Source organism: Amycolatopsis nivea (assembly GCF_004522235.1).
Taxonomy (GTDB): domain Bacteria; phylum Actinomycetota; class Actinomycetes; order Mycobacteriales; family Pseudonocardiaceae; genus Amycolatopsis; species Amycolatopsis nivea.
On the sequence record NZ_SDLT01000002.1, the window covers coordinates 178,519 to 200,464 of the forward strand.

Annotated in this window: 17 protein-coding genes; 11 read left to right on the forward strand and 6 right to left on the reverse strand. The window is 68.0% G+C overall.

Going from position 1 to position 21,946, the window contains the following annotated elements:
- Window positions 1-80: 80 nt before the first annotated feature.
- Both EIZ44_RS03005 and EIZ44_RS03010 read left to right on the forward strand, forming a co-directional pair.
- Window positions 81-1,616 carry an amino acid permease gene (locus EIZ44_RS03005; protein ID WP_037808775.1) on the forward strand — a complete coding sequence of 512 codons (1,536 nt, stop codon included), beginning with the start codon at window positions 81-83 and terminating at the stop codon, window positions 1,614-1,616.
- Window positions 1,617-2,755: 1,139 nt separating this feature from the next.
- Entirely contained in the window at window positions 2,756-4,393 is a 1,638-nt protein-coding gene (locus EIZ44_RS03010) for a Na+/H+ antiporter (protein ID WP_043834743.1), read from the forward strand.
- Here the strand turns inward: EIZ44_RS03010 and EIZ44_RS03015 are convergent.
- Window positions 4,374-5,276 (reverse strand): TIGR03564 family F420-dependent LLM class oxidoreductase, encoded by a 903-nt coding sequence (locus tag EIZ44_RS03015; RefSeq protein ID WP_043834744.1) that lies wholly within the window; start codon window positions 5,274-5,276, stop codon window positions 4,374-4,376. The genes EIZ44_RS03010 and EIZ44_RS03015 overlap by 20 nt on opposite strands.
- 150 nt (window positions 5,277-5,426) lie before the next feature.
- Here EIZ44_RS03015 and EIZ44_RS03020 point away from each other — a divergent pair, with 150 nt between their 5' ends.
- Window positions 5,427-5,924 carry an OsmC family protein gene (locus EIZ44_RS03020; RefSeq protein WP_037808780.1) on the forward strand — a complete coding sequence of 166 codons (498 nt, stop codon included), beginning with the start codon at window positions 5,427-5,429 and terminating at the stop codon, window positions 5,922-5,924.
- A 51-nt stretch (window positions 5,925-5,975) separates the two neighbouring features.
- Here EIZ44_RS03020 and EIZ44_RS03025 read toward each other — a convergent pair whose 3' ends face one another.
- Window positions 5,976-7,262 carry an adenylosuccinate synthase gene (locus EIZ44_RS03025; protein WP_037808782.1) on the reverse strand — a complete coding sequence of 429 codons (1,287 nt, stop codon included), beginning with the start codon at window positions 7,260-7,262 and terminating at the stop codon, window positions 5,976-5,978.
- 76 nt (window positions 7,263-7,338) lie between these two features.
- Between EIZ44_RS03025 and EIZ44_RS03030 the strand changes: the two genes are divergently transcribed.
- The 3 genes from EIZ44_RS03030 to EIZ44_RS03040 all read left to right on the forward strand — a co-directional run bounded on the left by EIZ44_RS03030 (window position 7,339) and on the right by EIZ44_RS03040 (window position 9,750).
- Entirely contained in the window at window positions 7,339-8,010 is a 672-nt protein-coding gene (locus EIZ44_RS03030; protein WP_240691211.1) for a hypothetical protein, read from the forward strand.
- 152 nt (window positions 8,011-8,162) lie between these two features.
- Window positions 8,163-8,801 (forward strand): HNH endonuclease family protein, encoded by a 639-nt coding sequence (locus EIZ44_RS03035; RefSeq protein ID WP_043834747.1) that lies wholly within the window; start codon window positions 8,163-8,165, stop codon window positions 8,799-8,801.
- A 49-nt stretch (window positions 8,802-8,850) separates the two neighbouring features.
- A complete protein-coding gene (locus EIZ44_RS03040; RefSeq protein ID WP_134727662.1) occupies window positions 8,851-9,750 on the forward strand; it encodes a glycosyl hydrolase family 18 protein in 900 nt (299 codons plus the stop codon).
- On the opposite strand, the gene EIZ44_RS03045 is transcribed toward EIZ44_RS03040, so the two are convergent.
- Window positions 9,740-11,617, reverse strand: a complete 1,878-nt coding sequence (locus EIZ44_RS03045) for an FAD/NAD(P)-binding protein (protein WP_134727663.1) — start codon at window positions 11,615-11,617, stop codon at window positions 9,740-9,742. The genes EIZ44_RS03040 and EIZ44_RS03045 overlap by 11 nt on opposite strands.
- 317 nt (window positions 11,618-11,934) lie before the next feature.
- On the opposite strand from EIZ44_RS03045, the gene EIZ44_RS03050 reads away from it, so the two are divergent.
- The 3 genes from EIZ44_RS03050 (at window position 11,935) to EIZ44_RS03060 (ending at window position 15,281) form a co-directional block, all read left to right on the forward strand.
- On the forward strand, window positions 11,935-13,194 hold the full coding sequence (locus EIZ44_RS03050) for an MFS transporter (protein WP_037808792.1): 1,260 nt from the start codon (window positions 11,935-11,937) through the stop codon (window positions 13,192-13,194).
- Between the two features lie 323 nt (window positions 13,195-13,517).
- A complete protein-coding gene (locus tag EIZ44_RS03055) occupies window positions 13,518-14,702 on the forward strand; it encodes a GGDEF domain-containing protein (RefSeq protein ID WP_051728675.1) in 1,185 nt (394 codons plus the stop codon).
- Between the two features lie 72 nt (window positions 14,703-14,774).
- On the forward strand, window positions 14,775-15,281 hold the full coding sequence (locus EIZ44_RS03060) for a GNAT family N-acetyltransferase (protein WP_134727664.1): 507 nt from the start codon (window positions 14,775-14,777) through the stop codon (window positions 15,279-15,281).
- Here EIZ44_RS03060 and EIZ44_RS03065 read toward each other — a convergent pair.
- Both EIZ44_RS03065 and EIZ44_RS03070 read right to left on the reverse strand, forming a co-directional pair.
- The gene (locus EIZ44_RS03065) at window positions 15,262-16,155 is read right to left on the reverse strand and encodes a helix-turn-helix domain-containing protein (RefSeq protein ID WP_167753954.1); all 894 of its coding nucleotides are present in this window, start codon (window positions 16,153-16,155) and stop codon (window positions 15,262-15,264) included. The genes EIZ44_RS03060 and EIZ44_RS03065 overlap by 20 nt on opposite strands.
- Window positions 16,156-16,279: 124 nt before the next feature.
- On the reverse strand, window positions 16,280-16,690 hold the full coding sequence (locus EIZ44_RS03070) for a DUF3151 domain-containing protein (protein WP_037808797.1): 411 nt from the start codon (window positions 16,688-16,690) through the stop codon (window positions 16,280-16,282).
- Between the two features lie 234 nt (window positions 16,691-16,924).
- Here EIZ44_RS03070 and EIZ44_RS03075 point away from each other — a divergent pair, with 234 nt between their 5' ends.
- Window positions 16,925-18,094: a hypothetical protein gene (locus EIZ44_RS03075; protein ID WP_205673029.1), complete on the forward strand. Its 1,170-nt coding sequence runs from the start codon at window positions 16,925-16,927 to the stop codon at window positions 18,092-18,094.
- A gap of 12 nt (window positions 18,095-18,106) precedes the next feature.
- On the forward strand, window positions 18,107-20,035 hold the full coding sequence (locus EIZ44_RS03080; RefSeq protein ID WP_134727667.1) for a UvrD-helicase domain-containing protein: 1,929 nt from the start codon (window positions 18,107-18,109) through the stop codon (window positions 20,033-20,035).
- On the opposite strand, the gene EIZ44_RS03085 is transcribed toward EIZ44_RS03080, so the two are convergent.
- Window positions 20,032-21,798, reverse strand: a complete 1,767-nt coding sequence (locus EIZ44_RS03085; RefSeq protein WP_205673030.1) for a hypothetical protein — start codon at window positions 21,796-21,798, stop codon at window positions 20,032-20,034. The genes EIZ44_RS03080 and EIZ44_RS03085 overlap by 4 nt on opposite strands.
- Window positions 21,799-21,946: the final 148 nt, after the last annotated feature.

Below are 21,946 nucleotides of genomic sequence, written 5' to 3' on the forward strand. Positions count from 1 at the left end.
CCTTGACACCCGTGAACGGAGAGGGCTAACTTCTGCGCACTCTCAATGGTCTGTCCGCATACCTTTCAGGTGGGTGCCCGATGGATGTCTCCGACCAGCAGACCGGACAACCCGACGAAGACAGCGCTCGCCTGCACGCGCTCGGCTACGCGCAGGAACTCAAACGCACGATGTCGGCGTTCTCGAACTTCGCCGTGTCGTTCACGATCATCTCGATCCTGTCCGGCTGCCTCACGCTGTACGGCTTCGGCATGAAAACCGGCGGCCCGGCGGCGATGATCTGGGGCTGGCCGCTGGTCGGACTGTTCGTGGTGCTGGTAGGGCTTGGCATGGCGGAGGTGTGCTCGAGCTACCCGACCGCGGGAGGACTGTATTACTGGGCCGCGAAACTGGCGACCCGCAACGGCCCGGCGTGGTCGTGGTTCACCGGCTGGTTCAACCTGATCGGACAGATCGCGGTCACCGCGGGCATCGACTTCGGAGCCGCGCTTTTCCTCAACGCGTTCCTCGATCTGCAGTGGGGTTTCAGCGCGACGCCGGGCCACACGATTCTGTTGCTGGCCATCATTCTTGTCGTGCACGGGGTGCTGAACACCTTCGGCGTGCGAGTGGTGGCGGTGCTGAACAGCGTCAGCGTGTGGTGGCATCTCGTTGGCGTGCTGGTGATCGTGGGCGTGCTCGTGTTCGTGCCGGCGAAGCATCAGGAAGCGTCGTTCGTCTTCGGCAGCTTCGTGAACCAAACCGGCTGGGGTTCCGCGCCGTACGTGTTCTTGCTCGGTTTGCTGCTGGCGCAGTACACCTTGACCGGCTACGACGCCTCGGCACACATGACGGAGGAAACCAAGAACGCCGCGAAAGCGGGCCCGCGCGGAATCATCAACTCGATCCTCGTGTCACTGGTCGCGGGCTGGATCCTGCTGATCGGCCTGACGTTCGCGATCCAGGACTACGACGGAGCCGTCAACTCGGCGACCGGCGTCCCGCCAGCCCAGATCTTCATCGACGCGACCGGCGCGGTGACCGGCAAATTCCTGCTCCTGATCTGCATCGGCGCCCAACTGTTCTGCGGCATGGCCTCCGTGACCGCGAACTCCCGCATGATCTACGCCTTCGCCCGCGACGGCGCGATCCCGGGCTCGAAGATCTGGCACAACATCAACAAACGAACCCAGACCCCAACCAACGCAGTATGGCTAGCAGCGGGCGGAGCGTTGGTGCTAGCACTGCCGTACCTGTGGAGCGCGACGGCTTACGCAGCAGTCACCTCGATCGCGACGGTGGGCCTGTACGTCGCCTACGTGATCCCGGTCTTCCTCCGCGTCCGCCGCGGCGACAGCTTCGAGAAGGGCCCATGGAACCTGGGCCGCTGGGGCAAACCCATCGGCATCGTCGCGACGGTGTGGGTCGTGGTGATTTTCGTGCTCTTCATGCTGCCCCAAGCAAGCCCGATCACGGTCGACACGTTCAACTACACGCCGATCGCCTTCCTGGTAGTCCTGGGCGGAGCAGCCCTGTGGTGGGTGTTGTCGGCACGGAAGTGGTTCACCGGCCCGAAGGTACAAGGTTCGGCGGAGGAATTGGCCGCGGTGGAAAAGGAACTGAAGGAACTCGGCTAATCCAGAGGGCTCTCGCGACGGACGACCGCTCTCCACCCGATGCCGTCCCGTCCGACGCGGCTCGCTTCGACGACGCTCCGTTCGGCAGGACTCCCTTCGGCGGCGCCTCCTCCGGCAGGGCTCTGTTCGGCGGTGCTCTGTTCGGCGGTGCTCTGTTCGGCATGGCTCCGTTCGGCATGGCTCCGTTCGGCGGCGCGCCCTTCGGCAGCGCTCCGTTCGGCGGGGCACCCTTCGGCAGCGCTCCCTTCGACGATGCTCTGTTCGGCAAGGCTCCCTTCGGCGACGCTCCCATCGGCACGACTCCCTTCGGAGGCGCTCCCATCGGCAGGGTTCCGTTCGGCGATGCTCTGTTCGGCGGTGCTCCACGTTCGTCCGGCACCGCTCCGCTCGACAACACTCCGAGGTCGGCTGCGCAGTCGTCCGGTGCCGCGCCACCCAACAGCGCTTGGTCCTGCATCTCTCCATTCAGCAGCGGTGCGTTCGGCGGCGGTGCGTTCGCCAATGCCCCACCGTCGTCCGGCACCACTCCACCCGACGGAGCTGGTCCCGCATCGCTGCACCGCCGAGCACCTGACCGGAGTCCGCGAGCAGAACCAGCCGTTCGCCGAACCATCGCGCACCGACCACGAGCCCGTCCTGCGGCGAGGTGAACCGACCGCCACCGCGTCGCAGCCTCCGTCAGCCCGGCTTCCTCGGTGCCGCACGTCCACCATTCGCGCGGTGCCATCAGGCGACCTCGCCCGCCGCTGCCCGACCTCTGCATCGCCTACCGACCGACGAGCCCGGCCACCTGCCTCCGCGGCAACGCTAGGCGGCCATTGCGAGCCCACGACCCTTCCGGAGGCACCCCGCTGCCCAACCATCGCCGTCCCCCAACCACCGCGGCCACCCGCTGACTGACCCGTGGGCACCGCCCTCCAAACAGCAAGCCCGGCACCCGCCACCGATCCACGTCCGCCGCCAACACCCGCCGACCACCGACGCACCGGAAAGCGCCATGCCCATCCCACTCACCAACGCTCCACGCGGCCCACCAAACAAGCCGCCCACCACCCACCCATCCGCCGCACCCCGAAGGGAGTCCGACACGAACCCACGCCATCCGCGCCTCGCCTGATCCATGAGTCAAGATGCGAAGCATGGAGACCTTGACGCTGGTCGGCGTGCTCGCCGGGTCGCTGGGGCTGACCGCGGTCGCTCGGCGGTTCAACCTGTCCGCGCCGCTGCTCATCGTGGTGGTCGGGCTGGGGATCGCGTTGATTCCCGGCGTTCCGCGGGTCGAGCTGGAGCCCGAGCTGATCCTGACCGTCGTGTTGCCGCCGTTGCTGTACTCGACGTCGCTGGAGAGTTCGATCTCCCACTTTCGTGCGAACTTGCGGCCGATCATCACGCTCGGCGTGCTGCTCGTGGTGGCCACCGCGTTCGTGATCGCGTTCGTCGTGCACCTGCTGCTGCCTGATTTGCCGTGGGCGTCGGCGCTGGTGCTCGGGGCGGTCGTGTCTCCGCCGGATGCCGTGACCGCCGTCGCGATCGGGCGGCGGCTGGGGTTGCCGCGCGGGGTGATGACGGTGCTCACCGGCGAGAGTCTGGTCAACGACGCGGCCGCGCTCACGCTGTACAAGGTCGCGCTCGCGGCGGTGGTCGGGACGGCCGGGTCGCTCGGGCACGGGTTCGCGGTCTTCGCCGTCGCGACGGTGGTCGGCATTCTGGTCGGGCTGGTCGCGGGCGGGGTCGTCGAGGTGATCCGCACGAGGCTGGACGATCCGCTGCTCGAATCGGCGTTCGGGATCGTGGTGCCGTTCGCGGCGTACGTCACCGCGGAACACCTGCATCCGTTCGGGGCCGAGTTCAGCGGGTCCGGGGTGCTGGCGGTCGTCACGGCCGGGTTGTTCCTCGGGCATCGGTCGCTGCGGGCGTCGCCGGCGACGCGGGTGCAGGACCGGTCTGTCTGGGCGTCGATCGACGTCATGCTCGAGGCGCTGGTGTTCGCGTTGATGGCGCTGCAACTGCCGTTCGTGCTTGACGGGGCGCAGCATGCTGCGCGGGACAACGGGACGCTCGCGTTGTCGGCGATCGTCGTGCTGCTCGCCACGATGTTCGTTCGGATTCCGGCTGTCTTCCTGTCCAGCTATCTGCCGCGGTCGCTGCAACTGCTCAGACGCACTCGGCACGATCCGCCCGCTTGGCGGTCGCTCGCGGTGATCTCCTGGACCGGCATGCGTGGCGTCGTCACCATCGCCGCCGCGTCTGGGGTGCCTGCGGATACGCCTGGGCGCGCGGAGATCCAGCTGTTCGCGTTCGCCGTCGCGGTCGGGACTGTGCTGATCCAGGGGCTCACGCTGCCGCCACTGATTCGGCTGCTCAAAGTTCAGGACCCGGACGAGGACGCGCGCGACCAGGCCGAGGAGCTGGCCGCGCGCAAGGTCGCGCAGAAAGCCGCGCACGAGCGGTTGCGCGAGCTTGCTCGCGACCAACTGTCCACTTTAGACATTGAGCCGGAGAAGATGAAGCGGCTCGAGCAACGGCTGGAACGCGTGGTGGACACCCGTTATCGGTTCGCGCAGGCCGCGATCACGCTGTCCGGCGAGGAGCGTCGTGACAGTCCGCAGGCGCAGTTCGCCAAGGCACGACGGGAACTCCTCATCACCCAGCGGGCGGCGATGATCGAGGAGAACCGCGCTGGCCGCCTTGACGACGACGTTCTGCAGAAGGTCCTGCGCGAACTCGACCTGGAGGAAATGTCCGTAACGACAACCCTCACGAACCGGATGAGTTGAGCTCGCCCGTCAGGCGCCAAGTCCGCCGTCGGTCTTCGTCGGTGTGCAGGGCGGTCTGGGTGAGCAGCACGTCGGTCGCGCCTGCGTCGAAGTAGCGCTGCACGCCGGCGGCGACGGTCTCCTCGTCGCCGATCAGCACCAACTCCGCCGCGTTTTCGACGCCGCCCTCCTTCAGGATGCGCTGGTACGACGGGATCGAGCCGTAGAACCCGAGTTGCTGTGCCGCGATTTCGCGCACCGCGTCGACGTCGCTGGTCACCACGGCCGGGACAGCCGCGATCACCCGCTTGCCCGGGCCGATCCCGGGCACGATCAGGTTCGCGATAGCCCGCGGGCTGGCCAAGTACGGCAGCGTGCCGTCGGCCAGTTCCCCGGTGACGCGCAACGCCTGCGGGCCCATCGCGGCGACGAGAACCGACACCGGGGTGGCTGACGCCGGCTCCGGCAGGTGCGCCTCCACCGTCGAGCCGGTGAAGTCGACCTGTTCTCCGGCGAACAGCGCCCGCAAGACGGTCAGGTATTCGCGCAGGTGCCGCACCGGCGGCGGATACGGCGTGCCGTAGACGGGTTCGAGGAAGTTCTTCGCGCCAAGGCCGATGCCGAGCGTGAACCGCCCGCCGGACGCCTCGCTCGCGGTGCGTGCGGCGGCCGCCAAGACCAGCGGGTGCCGCGGATAAATCGGCACGACGGAGGTGCCGATCTCGACTCGCGACGTCACCTGGCCCGCCAGCGCGGCCACCGCCAGCGCGTCGGGACCCCAGGGCAATTGGGCGAACCAGATCGACGCCGCGCCCGCCTCCTCCGCCTCCCGCGCCTGGTCCAGCACTTCGGTCACGGTGATGTTTTCCCGCGGAAGTGCGGGCAAAGTCAGTCCGACGCTCATGCCTTCAAATTATTCAGGCGCACCACCGGTTTCTCACCAGCCGGAACAACCGCGCGGCTTTGTGCCAGCCGGATTCTCAGCCGACGAGAGCCCCTGTCCGTCGACCGGGCCGACCCGCACCCTGGACGCCCGACGACTCCAGGAGGACCGATGTCACTGACCGACGTCATCGACGGCACCCGCCAGGCCGTGCAGACGGACCGGCACAACGCGGCGGTGTCGTTCAGCGTCGACCACGCGCTGGCCGCGAACACCGCGACCGTGGTGGACGTCCGGGTGCGCGACCACGCGTTCACCGTCGACGAACCGCCCGCGCTCGGCGGCACCGACCAGGCGGCGAACCCGGTCGAGTACGCGCTGGCCGCGCTCGGGTCCTGCCAGGTGATCACGTACCAGTTCTGGGCCGCGCGCCTCGGCATTCCGCTCGACGCGGTGCGCGTCAAAGTGGACGGCGACCTCGACCTGCACGGCTTCTTCGGCTTCGACGAATCGACTCGTCCTGGCTTCAGCGACGTGCGGGTATCCGTGGAACTCGACGGCCCGGCCGGACCCGAAGCCTACGAACGACTCCGTCGCGCGGTGGACGAGCACTGCCCGGTACTCGACCTCTTCCGCAATCAAACCCCAGTCACCACAACGGTTAGCTAAGCAAAACGGCCAGGCCGGTACGAAACCAGCCTGGCCGCTCCAACCGAAAGATCAGGCGAACTCGTGCCGCACGATCGTCTGCTCCCGCCCGGGGCCGACGCCGATCGCCGAGACCCGCGCGCCCGACAGTTCCTCGATCCGCTCGACGTAAGCCCGCGCGTTGGCGGGCAGCTCGTCGTACGTGCGGCAGTTCGAGATGTCCTCGAACCAGCCCGGCAGCTCTTCGTAGATCGGGACCGCGTGGTGCACGTCGGTCTGGGTCATCGGCATGTCCGAGGTGCGGAAGCCGTCCACCTCGTAGCCGACGCACACCGGGACCTTCTCCAGGCCGGACAGCACGTCCAGCTTGGTCAGGAAGTAGTCGGTGATGCCGTTGACCCGCACCGCGTAGCGGGCGATCACCGCGTCGAACCAGCCGGTGCGCCGGGAGCGGCCGGTGGTGACGCCGAACTCGCCGCCCTGCTTGCGCAGGTACTCGCCGGACTCGTCGTCCAGTTCGGTCGGGAACGGGCCGGAGCCGACGCGCGTCGTGTACGCCTTCAGGATGCCCAGCACGGTCGTGATGCGGCCCGGGCCGATGCCCGAACCCGCGCTCGCGCCGCCGGACGTCGGGTTCGACGACGTGACGAACGGGTACGTGCCGTGGTCCACGTCGAGCAGCGTGCCCTGCGAGCCCTCCAGCAGCACCGTCTCGCCGCGCTCCAGGGCCTGGTTCAGCTGCAGCCGCGTGTCGGCGATGCGGTGCGCGAACTTCTCGCCCGCCGCGAGGACCTCGTCGGCGACCTGGTCGGCGTCGAGCGCCTTGCGGTTGTAGACCTTGACCAGCACCTGGTTCTTGAACTCCAGTGCCGCCTCGACCTTCTGGCGGAAGATCTTCTCGTCGAGCAGGTCCTGCACGCGGACGCCGACACGGGCGATCTTGTCCTGGTAGCACGGGCCGATGCCGCGGCCGGTGGTGCCGATCTTGCGGCTGCCGAGGTAGCGCTCGGTGACTTTGTCGATCGCCACGTGGTACGGCATGATCAAGTGCGCGTCGGCCGAGATCAGCAGCTTGCTGGTGTCGACGTCGCGCTCCTCGAGACCCGCCAGCTCGTCCAGCAGGACGCCGGGGTCGATGACCACGCCGTTGCCGATGACGTTCGTCACGCCCGGCGTCAGGATCCCCGACGGGATGAGGTGCAGCGCGAAGTTCTCGCCGTTCGGCAGCACGACCGTGTGGCCCGCGTTGTTGCCGCCCTGGTAGCGGACGACCCACTGGACGCGGTCGCCGAGCAGGTCGGTGGCCTTGCCCTTGCCCTCGTCCCCCCACTGGGCACCGATCAGCACGATGGCCGGCATGTGACACTCCAGGTGTTCGGCAATAGGAATAGTGACCCCGGACGGGGACACGGGTGGCGCTGGTAAATGCCGGTGCATGACTTTAACGGAGGACGCCGGAGTGCGCGGAATAGTGGTGGCCTGCGGCGCCGCGGCGGATCTCCCCGCGCGGCTCGGCGACGTCCCGCTGGTGCACGCCGGGCACCGTCCCGGCAAGGCGGAAATCGACCCCTTGCTGGGGGAACACGACCGGCTCGTCGTGCTGGGCTCCGACGCCGACCTCGCCGCCGTGGTGGTGCGTCTCATGCGCCGCGAAGTCCTCCCGGGCGTGTCCGTCGGTTTCGTGGCCACGGAGTCCGGCTCTCGCGTCGCCGCGCACTGGCGGCTGCCCGCGGACCCGGACGAGGCGTTCGCGCTCGCCTGGAAGGGTGAGGACGCCGAAACCTCCCTCGTGCGCGACGACACCGGCGGCGTGCTCCTCGGGCACGCGACCTTGCGCGATGTCAAGGGCCAGGCGTATTGCGACGAACAGGTGGCTTTCGACGGTTCGGTTTCCGGCATCGAGGTCGCACCGGACGACTCAGGGGTGACCGCCCGAATCACCCGCGGCAAGCTCGTCAAACGGTCCTCGACATTCCGCGGCCGCGCCTTCCAGCTCGGCTGCCTGCCGACGTCTTCGCTGGTCATCGACGGTGTACCGCAGGAGCGCGAGGTCACCCGGCGGACCTGGTACCGGCACACAGTCGATCTTCGGGCGGTCCGCGGCTGACCCGCCCGCGCCGGACCGGGTTCAAGCGAACTGGGACGCTCGGTGACTTTCCGTTTACAGAAGGTCGGTTAGCCGTCACCTGACGGTGTTGCGCACGCCACTTTCGTGGTCAAAGGTGAATCAGTCCCGCATCTGACCAGGAAGGCAGCAATATGCCGACCACACGTACAGTTCGCAACTCCTTGACCGTCCTGGCCGGCGTCGCGCTGCTCGGCTCGGTCACGGTCGGCGTCGCCGACGCCACCCCGCCGGGCATCCCGTCGGCGGACACCGCGAAGAGCCAGCTCGCCGGTCTCACGGTGAAACCGGACGGCTCGCAGGACGGCTACAGCCGCGACAAGTTCCCGCACTGGATCGACCAGGGCAACAGCTGCAACACGCGCGAGATGGTGCTCAAGCGCGACGGCACGAACGTCCAGGTCGGCTCCGACTGCTACCCGACGTCCGGGAAATGGACCTCGCCGTACGACGGGGCGACCTGGAGCTCTCCGTCCGATGTGGACATCGACCACGTGGTGCCGCTCGCCGACGCGTGGCGCACCGGCGCCTCGTCCTGGACCCAGGATCAGCGCCAGGCCTACGCCAACGACCTGTCCGACCCGCAGCTGATCGCGGTGACCGACAACGTGAACCAGGAAAAGGGCGACAAGTCGCCGGACCAGTGGAAGCCGCCGTCCACCGGCTACTGGTGCACCTACGCCAAGATGTGGGTGACGGTCAAGTACAAGTTCAAGCTCACCGTGAATTCGGCGGAGAAGTCTGCGCTGACGGACATGCTGGGCCGCTGCTGACTCGATCGGCCCTACCGCGGGCACCGCTGCCGTCCTATGGTCCGAACCTATGCGGAAGATCACGGCGGCGGTGCTGGCGGTGTTCCTGGTGCTCTGCGGAGCAGCCCCGGCGACGGCGGCGACCGGACGCAGAGTCGTTGTGTACTACCAAACAACGCACCAAAACGGGTCGTACATCTCCCCGCTGGGGCTCACCGACCACGACACCGGCGTCACTGACGTGATCGTCGGAGCCGTGCACCTCAACGACGGCGGAACCATGACGCTCAACGACGATCCGCCGTCGGACGCCAAGTTCACGCAGATGTGGGCCGATCTCGCCACGATGCAAAGCAAAGGCGTGCACGCACTCGCCTTCGTCGGCGGCGCGGCGAAGGGCAGCTTCCAGCGCCTGGAGCAGGACTTCGACACCTACTATCCGTTGCTGCGCAACCTGATCCGCGACCATTCGCTGTCCGGCATCGATCTCGACGTCGAAGAACAGATGTCGAACGACGCACTGAACCGGGTGATCGACGCGCTGCGGAACGACTTCGGCCCGGACTTCCTGATCACGCTCGCGCCGGTCGCGACCGAATTGAGCGGCGGTGGCGGCCTTTCCGGCCTCGACTACGACCGGCTTTATCGCGAGCGCGGCGACCAGATCTCCTGGTTCAACACCCAGTTCTACTGCGGCTGGGGTTCGCTGGCGGACACCTCGGGCTACGACCAGATCATCAGTCACGGCGTCGTCCCGGCGAGCAAGGTGGTCGCCGGAACGGTCACGAATCCCGCCAACTGCAACGGTTACGTCGACATGCCGACGCTGAAGAACACCGTCGGCAGCCTCGTCCAGAAGTACGCGGACTTCGGCGGCATCGACGGCTGGGAGTACTTCAACTCGCTGCCCGGCGACACCGCCGCACCGTGGGAATGGGCGCAGCAGATCGCGCCGACGGTCAAGGGTTAGCCAGCCGCAGGATTTCCCTTGCCAACGCGTCGTTCTGCCGGAACGAGATCGCGTTCGTGCGCGGCCGAGTGAAGGCTCCCGCCGAACGGACGCTCGTGTGCGGACCCACCGCGAACCGTCGCGGATGCACCCCTCCGTCCACAGTGACCAGTCGGAAGTCGTTGAGTGTCGTGGCGATCCGTCCGGACGGCAAGGTCGCACCGTCGACATCCGGCACGGTTTCCTCGACCAGCGCGCCGGTGTCCCGAAGGTTGCGCAACAGCGGATCGGACACTCGCGGCACGCTCGCGTCCGGCAGGCGCGCTTCAATCAACGTGCGTGCGGTGACAGTGTCCGGATGGCTGACGCTCGACGCGACGAACATTCCGGCCGTCTCCTCGGCGGCAATCGAGATGTCCGCACCGAGGAACGACACGACGCCAGCGTCGTCGAGGGCGAGCAGCTCTTCGAGCCGACGCGGCGGCGGACCGCTTGCGTAGTAAGAGAAGAAGCCGTGGAACCAGCCGTCCATATCGGACACTTGGGAAGCGGCCGTCAGCCGTCCGGTCGCGAGCAGCGTGGGCAATTGGCTGACCACTGACAGCAGGGCCAGGAACGCGCCGAGGTCCGCACTGTGGTGCACATCGGCCCGGCGCGCGAGGTCGGACTCGATGTATTTCCGCACCGCTTTCCCGAATTCCTCGCCGGAATCGAACCGTCGGCCCGCGAACGGACGGTCCAACCGCTCCAGGTCGAGCCGGTCTTCCAACGCGGGCACCGCGTCCGCGATCAGGGTGTCCATTTCGGACGACAACCACGGCAGGTCGGCGAATTTGTCCGCGAACACCGCGAAATCCGTGCGCACGCGATCCGGATGCCCGGTGAACAGCTCGGTGTAATACGCCCAGGCGAGTTCTTTCGCGATGAGCGGCCACACGTCCGCGCGGAAGTCGAGCGGACCGGTCAACCCGTCGATGGCTCGCTTGTCGAAGAACCTGGGCAGCTGCAACGGTTTCCCGCGCAACCGGTAGCCGGTCTTCGCGTGATACGGCACCCCGCGCCGGGAACCGACGTGCAACACCGGCTCGGCACCGCTCGGGTGGTAGCGCAGGCCGCCGCACGGCAGTTCCTCGAATCGGCCGCCGCGCCCCTCCGTGAGCAACAGCATCAGGTCCACGAACGCGAGGCCAAAACCGCGTACTAGCACCGGTTCTCCGGCAGGCACCGCGGAGTAGTCGACGTCCGCGGTGTAGCCAGCGGGGTAGTAGGACAGTTCGTGCTGCTCGGCGAACGCCTCCAGCTCGCGTTCGCGAGAGTCGGGCACCGCGTCGAGGTGGCCGACAGTCAGCACCACGGCGTCGGCGGACACGGTCGTGCCATCGGAAAGCCGTACGGTCTCGTCGTCGTCAATGCTCTCCGCCGTGGCGAGATGCTCGACCACCGTGATGCCGGGCGGCAATTCGGCCACCACCTTGCGGTAGAACCACTCCAGGTACCGGCTCTGCAGCCGCCGGGTCGGGAAATCCGTGGAGGCGAGGGTTTCGAACTCGGCGCGGACGTCGTCCGGCACCGGGTAGTCGAGGGTCCCCGCGCGCACCTGCCGCACCCACTCGATCAGCGACGGACCCGGCCGCACCGGACCGTCGATCCGGACGGAGTCGTCGGTGAACACGGTGACGTCCTCGGGCATCGAGTTCATCCGCAGCAGCGGCGACTGCTCGTACCGCCACACCCGGCCGGGGCCGGGCGGGAACGGGTCGATGAGGTGGACTTCGATCCGCCGGTCGCCGAGCAGGCCGGCTGCACTCGCGGACAGCCGTTCGAGGACGCCGACCCCGCGAGGTCCGGCGCCCACGATGGCGAGCGTGAACGTCGGGAGAGCCGTCACTCGGGCGAAGCTACGCGGCTGGGGGCCTCCGCGGCGGCCGTTCCACACTGCGGACGGACCACCCGAAAGGATGTGTCACAAACCACAAAGATCGAAGCGTCCCCGGCGGAGAGTGCGGAGCGCTATCGTCTGGACACGTGGCGAACTGACCGTGACCTGTCGGATACCGGCGAAAGAACCTAGAGAATCACCAACAGTCACGAGACACTGAGCTTGACAACTCACTTCGTGTGACCGGCCCGTGACCAGGAGGATCTAGGGTCACCCGTTGGTCACTAGTGCGGCACAGTCCGCACACAGCAGCGGGGAGAACACGCATGACGACAGCACCACACCGGGTCACGTTCCGCGAGGTGTTCGGAGTCGCCGAGTTCCGCGCGATGTGGTTCGGCGAACTGCTGTCGATCGCCGGTGACCAGCTGGCCAGGGTCGCGTTGTCCGTCCTCGTCTACGCCAACACCGGTTCGGCGACGCTGACCGGCCTCACCTACGCGCTGACGTTCTTCCCGTCGCTGCTGGGCGGCATCTTCCTCACCGGATTCGCCGACCGCTTCCCGCGCCGGGCGGTCATGGTCACCGTCGACCTCACGCGCGCGGTGCTGATTCTGTGCGTAGCCATTCCCGGACTGCCGTTCTGGGCACTATGCGTGCTCGTCGGCTGTGTTTCGCTGCTGAATCCGCCGTTCAAGGCGTCTCAGCTGGCGTTGCTCCCGCAGGTGCTCGAAGGCGACCGGTTCGTGGTCGGCATGGGCATCCGGAGCATGACCGTCCAATCCGCGCAGCTGCTCGGTTTCGCCGGCGGCGGCGCGCTGCTGCTCGCGATGGACGCCCGCCTCGCCCTGGTGCTCGACGCGGGCACCTTCGTGCTCTCCGCGCTCTTCCTCCGCTTCGGACTGAAGGCCCGCCCGGCCGCGGCCAGCGGCGAAAAGCGCAAGCCGTTCTTCTCCTCGCTGAGCGCGGGCGGTCGCGTCGCCTTCGCGACCACGGCGTTGCGTTCCTTGATGGTCTTCACCTGGCTCGCCGGGCTGATGCCGGTGTACGAGGGCATCGCCGCGCCGTACGTCGCTTCGTCGGGCGGCGGGTCCGAGATGATCGGTTTCCTGCTTGCCGCCGACCCGGTGGGCAGCGTGATCTTCACGTTCATCTACACGCGCTGGGTGCCCGCGGCGATCCGGCCGAAGCTGATCGGCCCGATGACCGCGCTCGCCGCGATCCCGCTGCTGCTCTGCTTCCTGCAGCCGGGTCCGATCGTGTCGGTGGTCCTGTTCGTGATCTCCGGCGGCTTCGGCACGATCGCGCTGCTGCAGGCGACGGCGTCGCTGACGGTCGCGGTCCCGGACGAGAGCCGGGCGCAGACGATGGGGCTGTCGAACACCGGATTGACCACGACGATGGGCGTGACTCCGCTGATCGGCGGGGTCATCGCGGACCACGTGAGCGCCCAGACGACGGTCGGGATCTTCGGATTGGCCGGCCTGCTGATCACGATTCCGCTCGCCATCGCGTGGCAGCGCACCTTTTCCAGGCAGGCCGAAGACGGGTCAGCGAAGGAAGCCACACGCGCCGAACATGCCTGAATACCCCGACATGCCCCGCGCGTGAGGCTCTGACCTGCGCGACCTTGCGGTGCTGCTACGCGGTCACTGTTCCTTGCTGCGCATCGCTGGTCACCCTTCATCCGGCGTGTTCGGGAAAAATGTACACACCTAAGGCCCTTGTGGACAGGCGGCAAACGGTCTGAAACTGTGAGTAAGGCGAGTGTCACTGGAGATCCGCGCAAGACCCGGGGGGAAGAATGGTCACATTGGGGGAATTTTCAGGTCTGGGGCTGCGCGATGCGGTTTCCCGGTGGTCGCTCTGGTCCCGGCCGCGGCAGTGGGTCGCGGTCACGCTGACGAGCATGGCCGTCACGGTGGTGCTCACCGTGGTCAGCGCGCTGGTGTTTCCGGTCAGCCTGAGCCAGATCGGCATCCTCGGCATGCTCGCCGGACTCGCGATCGCGCAGACCGAGGTCACGCGCCAGATCGAGCGGCAGCGCCGGATGCTGAGCCAGGGCCCGCATATCACGGTGACCTCGGTGTGGCTGCTTCCGGCGGCGCTGCTGGTGCCGCCGCAGCTGGTGGCCGCGCTGGGCGTGATCATCTACGTCTACCTGGCGTTCCGCAGCTGGAACGGCACACGCCCCGGTGAGGCGCACCGCGTCGCGGCCAACGCGACCACGATGATCCTGTCCGGCTTCGGCGCCGCGCTGGCCGGACACCTCGCGGACGGCCACAGCGTCACCACGGTGGTGGCGGGCGCGCTCGGATACTTCCTGGTCAACACCGCGCTGACCGGCCTTGGCCTGTTCCTGACCGACCCGGCGAAGGCGACAGCCGAATCGTGCCTCGGCACGATGGACGACAACCTGCTGGAACTGGCGACCCTGTGCGTCGGCGGACTGCTCGTGATGGTGCTGAGCCACGAACCGCTGCTGTCGGTGCTGGTGATCCTGCCGCTGTACGTGCTGCAGCGCTCGATGCTGATCAAGCGGCTCGAGGAGCTCGCGACCACGGACCAGAAGACCCAGCTGCTCAACGCCACCACCTGGCAGGACGGCGCGCAGCGCGAGATTTCCCGTGCCGAGCGCGAGAACGGCAGCTTCGGCGCGCTGATGATCGACCTCGACCACTTCAAGCGGATCAACGACACGTTCGGCCACCTCGCGGGCGATGACGTGCTCAAAGCCGTTGCCGCCGTGGTGAAACAGGAGACGCGGGCACACGACCTCGTCGGCCGGTTCGGCGGCGAGGAGTTCGTGGCGCTGCTGCCGTCGACGTCGAAGGAAGACGCGATCGTGACGGCGGAACGGATCCGGCAGCGGATCAGCGAACTGGTGATCCCGACGCAGACGAACGAAGGCGAGTCGGTCTCGATCGAGAACCGGACCGCGTCGATCGGGGTAGCCGCGTTCCCGCTGGACGGGACGAGCATCGAGGAAGTGATGGCCGCGGCGGACGCGGCGGTGTATGCGGCGAAGAACAGCGGCCGCAACCGGGTCGTCGGCTCGGTAACCCCGACCCGGGAACTCGCGGCAGTCGCCTGACGACCTCGGACCCGGCCGGCACCCTCCCCCGGCCGGCCGGGTCCATCCTTCGTCAGCTCCGGAATTTCCGATATGGAATCTGTGCCGCTCACCGAGATCCGCCCGGCCCGCGACGACGAACTCGCCGCCGTCGCCGCGTTGCGCTGGCGGTGGGTCGCCGACCAGAGCGGTCCGCTGCCGCGGGATCAGGACGATTTCGTCCGCGAGTTCGCCGCCTGGGCCCGTGCGCACGCCGAAACGCATCGCTGTCTGGTCGCGGTGCGGGACGAGCACGTGCTCGGCATGGCGTTCCTCGCGCTGACCCCCAGAGTGCCGACACCCCAAGACTTTTCGCGGATCTGCGGCGACGTGCAATGCGTCTACGTCGTGCCGGAAGCACGCGACAGCGGCGTCGGCGGGCTCCTGATCGAGGCGACGCTGCGGCTGGCCGCGGAATTCGGACTGGAGCGGGTGACCGTGCATTCCTCGGATCGCGCGATCGCGGCCTACCTGCGGCACGGGTTTTCGGTGTCGAAGAACCTGCTGCAAGCCGAACTGCGGATCGCGGTCGACGTTCCGGCTAACCGAGCATATTCCTAGGCCCCTCCGCCTTTTGCCGCTGCGCGATCTCCCTGAACTCCTGCGCGGTGCGTTGCACGAACGCCGCCGACGCGCGGGAGTCCAGGGAGATTTCGCGGACCCGGTCCGCGACCTCGCAGTACGTCTCGGTCCCCTCGTCGAGGAGGAAGGCACCCGCGTGCTGGTGCTCGAAATAGACGATCGGGTCGCCGACCTCCACGTGGTACACGCAAAACCGGCCGGCCAGACCCGGATGCCCGCCGATGCCCGCGGGCACGACGCGGACCGACAGCTTCGCCGACGTCGCCATGAGGTCGGCGAGGAAACGCAGCTGCCGGGCCATCGTCGCGGGTCCGCCGACCGGATTGCGCAATGCTGCCTCGCCCAGCAACACCTCACACCGGATCGCGCCGGGACCGACCACGAGCGGACGGCGCATCATCCGGATCTCCGCCTGGCGTTCCGCGTCCTGCACCGGCAGTCCGTCGGCGAGGAACAGCGCCCGCGCGTAATCCGGGATCTGCAGCAGTCCCGGCACGAGCATCGGCTGCCATTCGACGACCGACGTCGCGGCGCGTTCGCAGGCGAGCAGCCCGCCGAGGTGGTCCGGGTCGGACTGCTTGCCGCGGGCGACCCAGCCCGGTTCGGCGGTGCCGCGCGCCAGTTGCAGGATCCGTTGTTTCTCCGCACCCACGACGCCGAGCGCGCCGAGGATGCCCGCGACGTCCTCGAGCGCGGGAACCCGTTGTCCCAGCTCCCAGTTCGACACCAACGCGGGGTTGGTGCCGACTCGCCGGGCGAGTTCGCGCAGTCCGAAACGGGCGTCGATCCGGGCCTCGCGCAGCGCGGTGCCGAGGGTGCGGATCCGGGGGGTGAGCATGGCCGTGCCTCGCATGGCCGCCTTTGTAGGTGTCACCAAATGCGAACACCTCTAGCTGTCACCCGAAGGTGGGCAGCCGGCCCGGTCGCGCCCGGGTTTTTCGCCGGGGCGCGACCGGCGCGGGGTCACTTCAGGCCGGTCACTTCAGGCCGGTCGCCTCGGCCGCGGCCGGGTCGGAGTCGGCGAGGAAGGTCTTGCAGCGCTCGTACTCCTCGGACTCGCCGATCCGGCCCGCGGCGGTGCCGAGCACCGCGAGCGCGCGCAGGAAACCCTGGTTCGGCCGGTGCGCCCACGGCACCGGGCCGAAGCCCTTCCAGCCGGCGCGGCGGAGCTGGTCGAGGCCGCGGTGGTAGCCGGTGCGGGCGTAGGCGTAGGCGGCGACGGTCTCGCCGTCGGCGAGCGCGCGTTCGGCGAGCGTGGCCCAGGCCTCGCTGTAGTCGGGGTGCTCGGCGGCCACGGAGGACGGGTCCGTCCCGGAGTCGAGCGCGGCCTGCGCTTCGGTGTGCTCGGGCAGCAGCGTGGGCTCGGGGCCCAGCAGGTTGTGCGTCATGCCGCCATTGTGCCCACGATGCTCCCGGCTCAGAGGAACAGGCTGGTCAGCACGCCTCCGCCGGCCAGAACGAGTGCTGCGATCAGCACGGCGGCGACAGCTCGTTTCGGCATCATGGGCCGACACCCTGCCGTGCCGGGCGGCGCGAGGGCAAATCCGCCACCCGTAGGGGTGAACCCCGGTTTTTGCCCCTTCTCCCGCCGCGTCCCCTTGCGGCAGGGAATGATGGCGCCTATGACGAAGGCGGTTGAAGACGTCGCCGGCCCCGCGGTCCCGCGCGGACCAGTGGGCAAGACCAGGCTTTTCTTCGCGACGCACTGGCACCGCGGCGCACCCGGAGCACCGACGCCGGCGTGGGTGCTGCGGTTCTGTTACGGCATGTGGCTGACTGCGTTCGCGTTCAAGCTCGTCGGGTCGTCGTGGGACATGTCGTGGCACTTCAAGTGGCTGCGCGACGACCTCGCCCCGCCGCACCTGATCAACACCGTCGGCACGGTGATCATCGTCGTGCTGGTGGCGATCCACAGCTACACGGGCCTCGGCTGCGACCGGCGCTCGCTGCGGCTCATGCAGGCCGGGCTGATCGTGTTCCTGGTCGCCGCGCCGCTCGACGTGATCAACCACCGCGTGAACGGCCTCGACCTGACCGCGTGGAGCCCGTCGCACATGATGCTGTACCTCGGCACCGGCATCATGCAGGCAGGCGTGCTGCTCGGCTGGCTGCGGCTGGCCCCGCCGGGCCGCTTCCGCACCGGGGTGCTGCTCGCGCTGTGGGCGTTCTTCCTGGAGAACACCTTCTTCCCGAACGGGCAGCAGGAGTACGGCATCCTCGGCCTGCGTGCCTGGGAACGCGGCACGCCCGAGGCGGAGCCGACGCTGCTTTCCTTCGCCGCCAACCAGATCGGCCACCCGGTCGACCGGGCCGCGGTAGTGCACTTCACGATGCCGATCCCGGAGTGGGTGTACCCGCTGTGGGGCATCGGGGTTTCGGCGCTGATCCTGGTGCTCGCCCGCAAGACCGTCGGAAAGCGCTGGGCCGGGCTGACCGTGGCCGGCGCGTACGTCGCGTACCGGTGCGTGATGTGGCCGCTGCTGCTGGCACTGGGCTTCCCGGTGTCGACGGTGCCGTTCTATCTGCTGGCCGTCGGGCTCGCGGTGGACCTGGCCTTCCTCCTGCCGCGACCAGCGGTGGCGGGCGCGGTTTTGGTGACTGCGCTCGGGTATGGCGCGTTTTGGGTGCAGTCGCAGATGCGGCCTTGGCTGCTCGGGGAGCAGCACACGGAGTCCGCGCCGCCGGTGGCGTACTGGACGGCGCTGGTCGCGGTGGCGGCGGTGTTCGCGTTGTGGGCTGGGGCCGGTCCGGCGAAGGAGTGGTGGGCTTCGCGGCGTGCGGTCGCGGCGTAACGCGGGGGCTCCGTGGCACTCAGCGCGCATGCCCGCAGGCAGGTCCAGCGGCAAGCCACGCACCTGATCGCGGAGCGGTTCCGGGATCCCTTGCGGCGCAACGCGTTGACCGGGTTGCTGGAGCGGACCGCCGAAGGCTGGCACCTCGCGGTGCGCACCGGCGATCCGGGGACCGCCGACGCCTTCCTGATCGGCCGCGCCGGGGTGTTTGCAGTTGTTGTCACCGATCCGCCGCCGGACGAAGCGACGATGCGAGAGGTGGCGCGGGACGCGGAAGAGCGGTTCGCCGGGCTGCCCGGTCCAGGCGGACAGCGCATCGCCCGGAGCGCGGTGACCCTGGTCGCGATCGTCGGCGCGCAGTCTCCGCGGGGACCGCGCGACGCCGGGCCGTTCTGGGTGCTGCCCGCGGCCAAACTGGACCAGCTTTTCCGCCGTGACACGGTGCATCTGACCGTTCGGCAAGCCGCCAAGATCGCCGACGGGCTCGCCGCGCGGTTGCGTGGCTACGAGTGGCTCACGGTCTCGGCGCCGGAGAAGGAAGCCGGGTCGTTCGAGTTGCTCTCGGCGGAGAGTGTCGCGGACGATCAGCTGATCGCGGCGGTGGAGCGGCCGTTCGAAACGTGGATGACGTTCCTGCATCCCGACCAGGCCGCGCTGGCGGCGCGGAACTACTCCGGCCCGGCGCGGATCAGCGGTCCGGCCGGGACCGGGAAGACGGTGGTCGCGCTGCACCGGATGCGGCATGTCGGCCGCCGAAGCACCGGTCCGCTGCTGTTCACGACCTTCGTGCGCACGCTCCCGCCGGTCAACGAGACGACGTTCCGGCGGCTGGCCCCGGAGCTGGCGGACCGGGCGCAGTTCATCAGCCTGCACGCGTGGGCACGGGAGTTCCTCAAGCGCCGCGGGATCGAGCTGAACACCCATTCGCGGCTGACCAAGGACGCTTTCGGACGCGCTTGGAAGGAGCACCGCGAACCCCTGGAGCGGCTGGGGCCGAACTACGACTACTGGGAGACCGAGGTCCAGCGCATCATCAAGGGCCAGGGCATCCGGACGCTGGAGAGGTACCAGTCCATTCACCGGGCCCGGCGCGGGCTTCGGCTCGATCGTGGCCAGCGCGAGAAGGTCTGGCAGCTGTACACGACGTACGAGGAGAATCTGGCCGCGAACGGGTTGCACGACTTCCACGACCTGCTCTCCCGGGCGAGCACCGAACTCGAACGGCAGCCGCTCGAAGAGCCGTATGCGTCCGTGGTGGTCGACGAAGCGCAGGACATGACGCTGACCGGCCTCCGGCTGCTGCGCACGATCGCGGGCGACGGACCGAACCAGCTGCTGCTCGTCGGCGACGGACAGCAGCAGGTCTATCCCGGTGGCTGGCGATTGTCCGACGCGGGGATCCCGATCCAGGGCCGCGGCGAGGTGCTCAAGGTCAACTACCGCAACCGCGCGAGCATTCTCGACTTCGCCCGGCGGATCAACGCGGTCGACGACCTGGACGGTGCGGCGGGCGTTGCGCTGCGGGACGCGGATTCAGTCAACGAGGGCGGCGTCGTGCAGTCGTGGACCGGAACCCCTGCCGAACTGCCGGATGCGCTGGCTGCGGCGGTCCGTGCGCTGGAAATTCCGCTCGGCGAAACGGCGCTGATCACCTTCAGCAACGCGGATGCCGATCAGTGCCGACGGTTCCTGGAATCCGCTGGCGTGCCGACGCGTGCGCTCGAACGCTATGTCGGAGCGGCGGAGGATCGGCTGCACGTCGGGACTGTGCACCGGGCGAAGGGGCTCGACTTCCGCGCGGTGCTGGTCGTCCAACTGCCGCGTCCTGCACCGGAAGACCCTGCTGAGCAAGAGGAACAGCGTGAGCTGCTCAGCAGGCAACGGCTGGTCGCGGCTACCCGGGCACGGGACTTTCTGTGGTGGGGCGTCGTTCAGTCCTAACTGGACAGAAGGCGCCGGTAATAGTCGGTGGCCGGTTTGATGCCGTGGTTTGGGTCGGCGTTGTACAGGCCGTCTGGACCTTTCGGGCCGAAGCTGTACGGCTGGTACAGCGTCGCGCAGGAGGGTTCGGCCTTCGCAAGTTGTTGCCAGCGTTGCCATTCCGCGTCGTAGCGGGCGAGGTGGTAGCGCATCGTGGCTTTGTCGTGTGCGCCGGCGTAACCGCGCAGCATGACTTCCCAGCCGTGGTGCACGACGCGATGCCAGGATTGGCCGTAGCGCGCGGACACTCGCAGGTACGTCCGGTCGGCGTGATTGCGCAGCGGGAGCGTGCCGGACAGCGCGACGATTTCGTCGCACATCCGGGCCGCCTCGGCTTTTTCGGCGAGCACCGGTTCGACCCGGCCAGCGGCGACGATCGCGGCGTAATCGCTGGTCAGATCCTTGTCGGAGCCGCCGAGGAACTGGTCGCGGGTCCACATCAGTCTGGTCATCGGGTGCACCACGCTGTAGTGCCCGCGCAGTACGGCGGCCGCAGACAGCAACGCGAGCCGACGGAAGCGGCGGACTTGGTCGCCGTGCAGGCCGAGGCGCGTCGTCGCGTATTCGGTGAACGCGCCTTCCTCGCCGAGGCCGGTGTCGCGGGTCCAACGGGCGATCACCCAGGTGTTGAGGTCGCACCACAGTTCGTTCTGCAGATACGGTCCGCGCCAGCCGCCGCCTCGGGACCAGGTCCAGATTCCGGCGATGATCGGATTTTCGGCCACCTCGGCGAGTCCGATCGGACCGGTGCGCGGCTGGGTGCGGAATTCCTCGAAACCGTTGACCACGCCGTCGATCACGTAATTCGGGAACGCGCCTTTGCCCTCGTACTCGCGTTGGCATTCCACTTCGATGATCTGGCGGTGTTTGCCGACGCCGATGGTGCGGTTGAACGGAATGGTCCGCCAGAAGTCCTTCGCCGTGTGCTTGATCGAGAAGACCAGGTTTTCGTGCGTTTCGACCTGGTCGGTGACCTGCCGGTAGAAATCGGGGTCGCTGGTCAGCTTGTCGCTGCCGGTCGACCAGGTGCGGTAGAAGACCCGCTTGCCAGCGCGTGCACACAACTCGTCGCGGAGGATGCCGAGCAGGGTGAGGTGGCTCGTGGCACCGTCGGTGATCGGGTTGTTTCCGGTGTGGAACGGCACGTTCTGCACGTACGTCTCGCCGGTGCGCACGACAATTCCGTCCAGGCCGGGGAAACGCGCGCAGATCTCGCGCAGCATCAGCCGGTGGATCTGCTGAGTGAGCGGGCGGTCGAAACTGATTCTGCCTTGACTGTCGAGGATTTGGTCGCCATACAGTTCGACCAGACGTTTCGGCAGTACGATGATGTCGGTGAAGAAATACGCCGCGATGCCCGCCGCGTGCGCTCGCGCGATGTGTGCGTCGATCTTCTTCGCGGTGGCCTCGACCCAGGCGCGACCCGGTGAGCCAGCGGGGAAAATGCGATCGTCGAACGTCTCGAAGGTGATCGCGGTTTGCGGCGGGGTGAACTCGTTGATCACCTGACCGTCGTAGCCGTAGCTCTTCAATGTCGCGGGATCGTTGAAGCGACTGGAAAACAGCGGTTCGCCCGGGTTGTTCTGGACCATGTCGAGCAGGAACGGAAGCCGTCGCCCCGGCCTCGGATCGGCGAACGCGGTCCCCGCGGTGGCAGCGAGAGCCGCAAGGGCGACCCCGCCGCGCAACGCCGTCCGCCGACTGGTTTCCCACGCTGCACCCATTGCGGCCACCCTCAATAGATCTGATGTATTCACCTGACCATAAGAACGGCATTCGACCACGTCAATCGGCCAACCGTCGCGTTCATGCTTGTGAACAGCTGTCTCGACCAGACAGGATGCTTGCCGGTCGTTCGCCGAGCTGGTACCC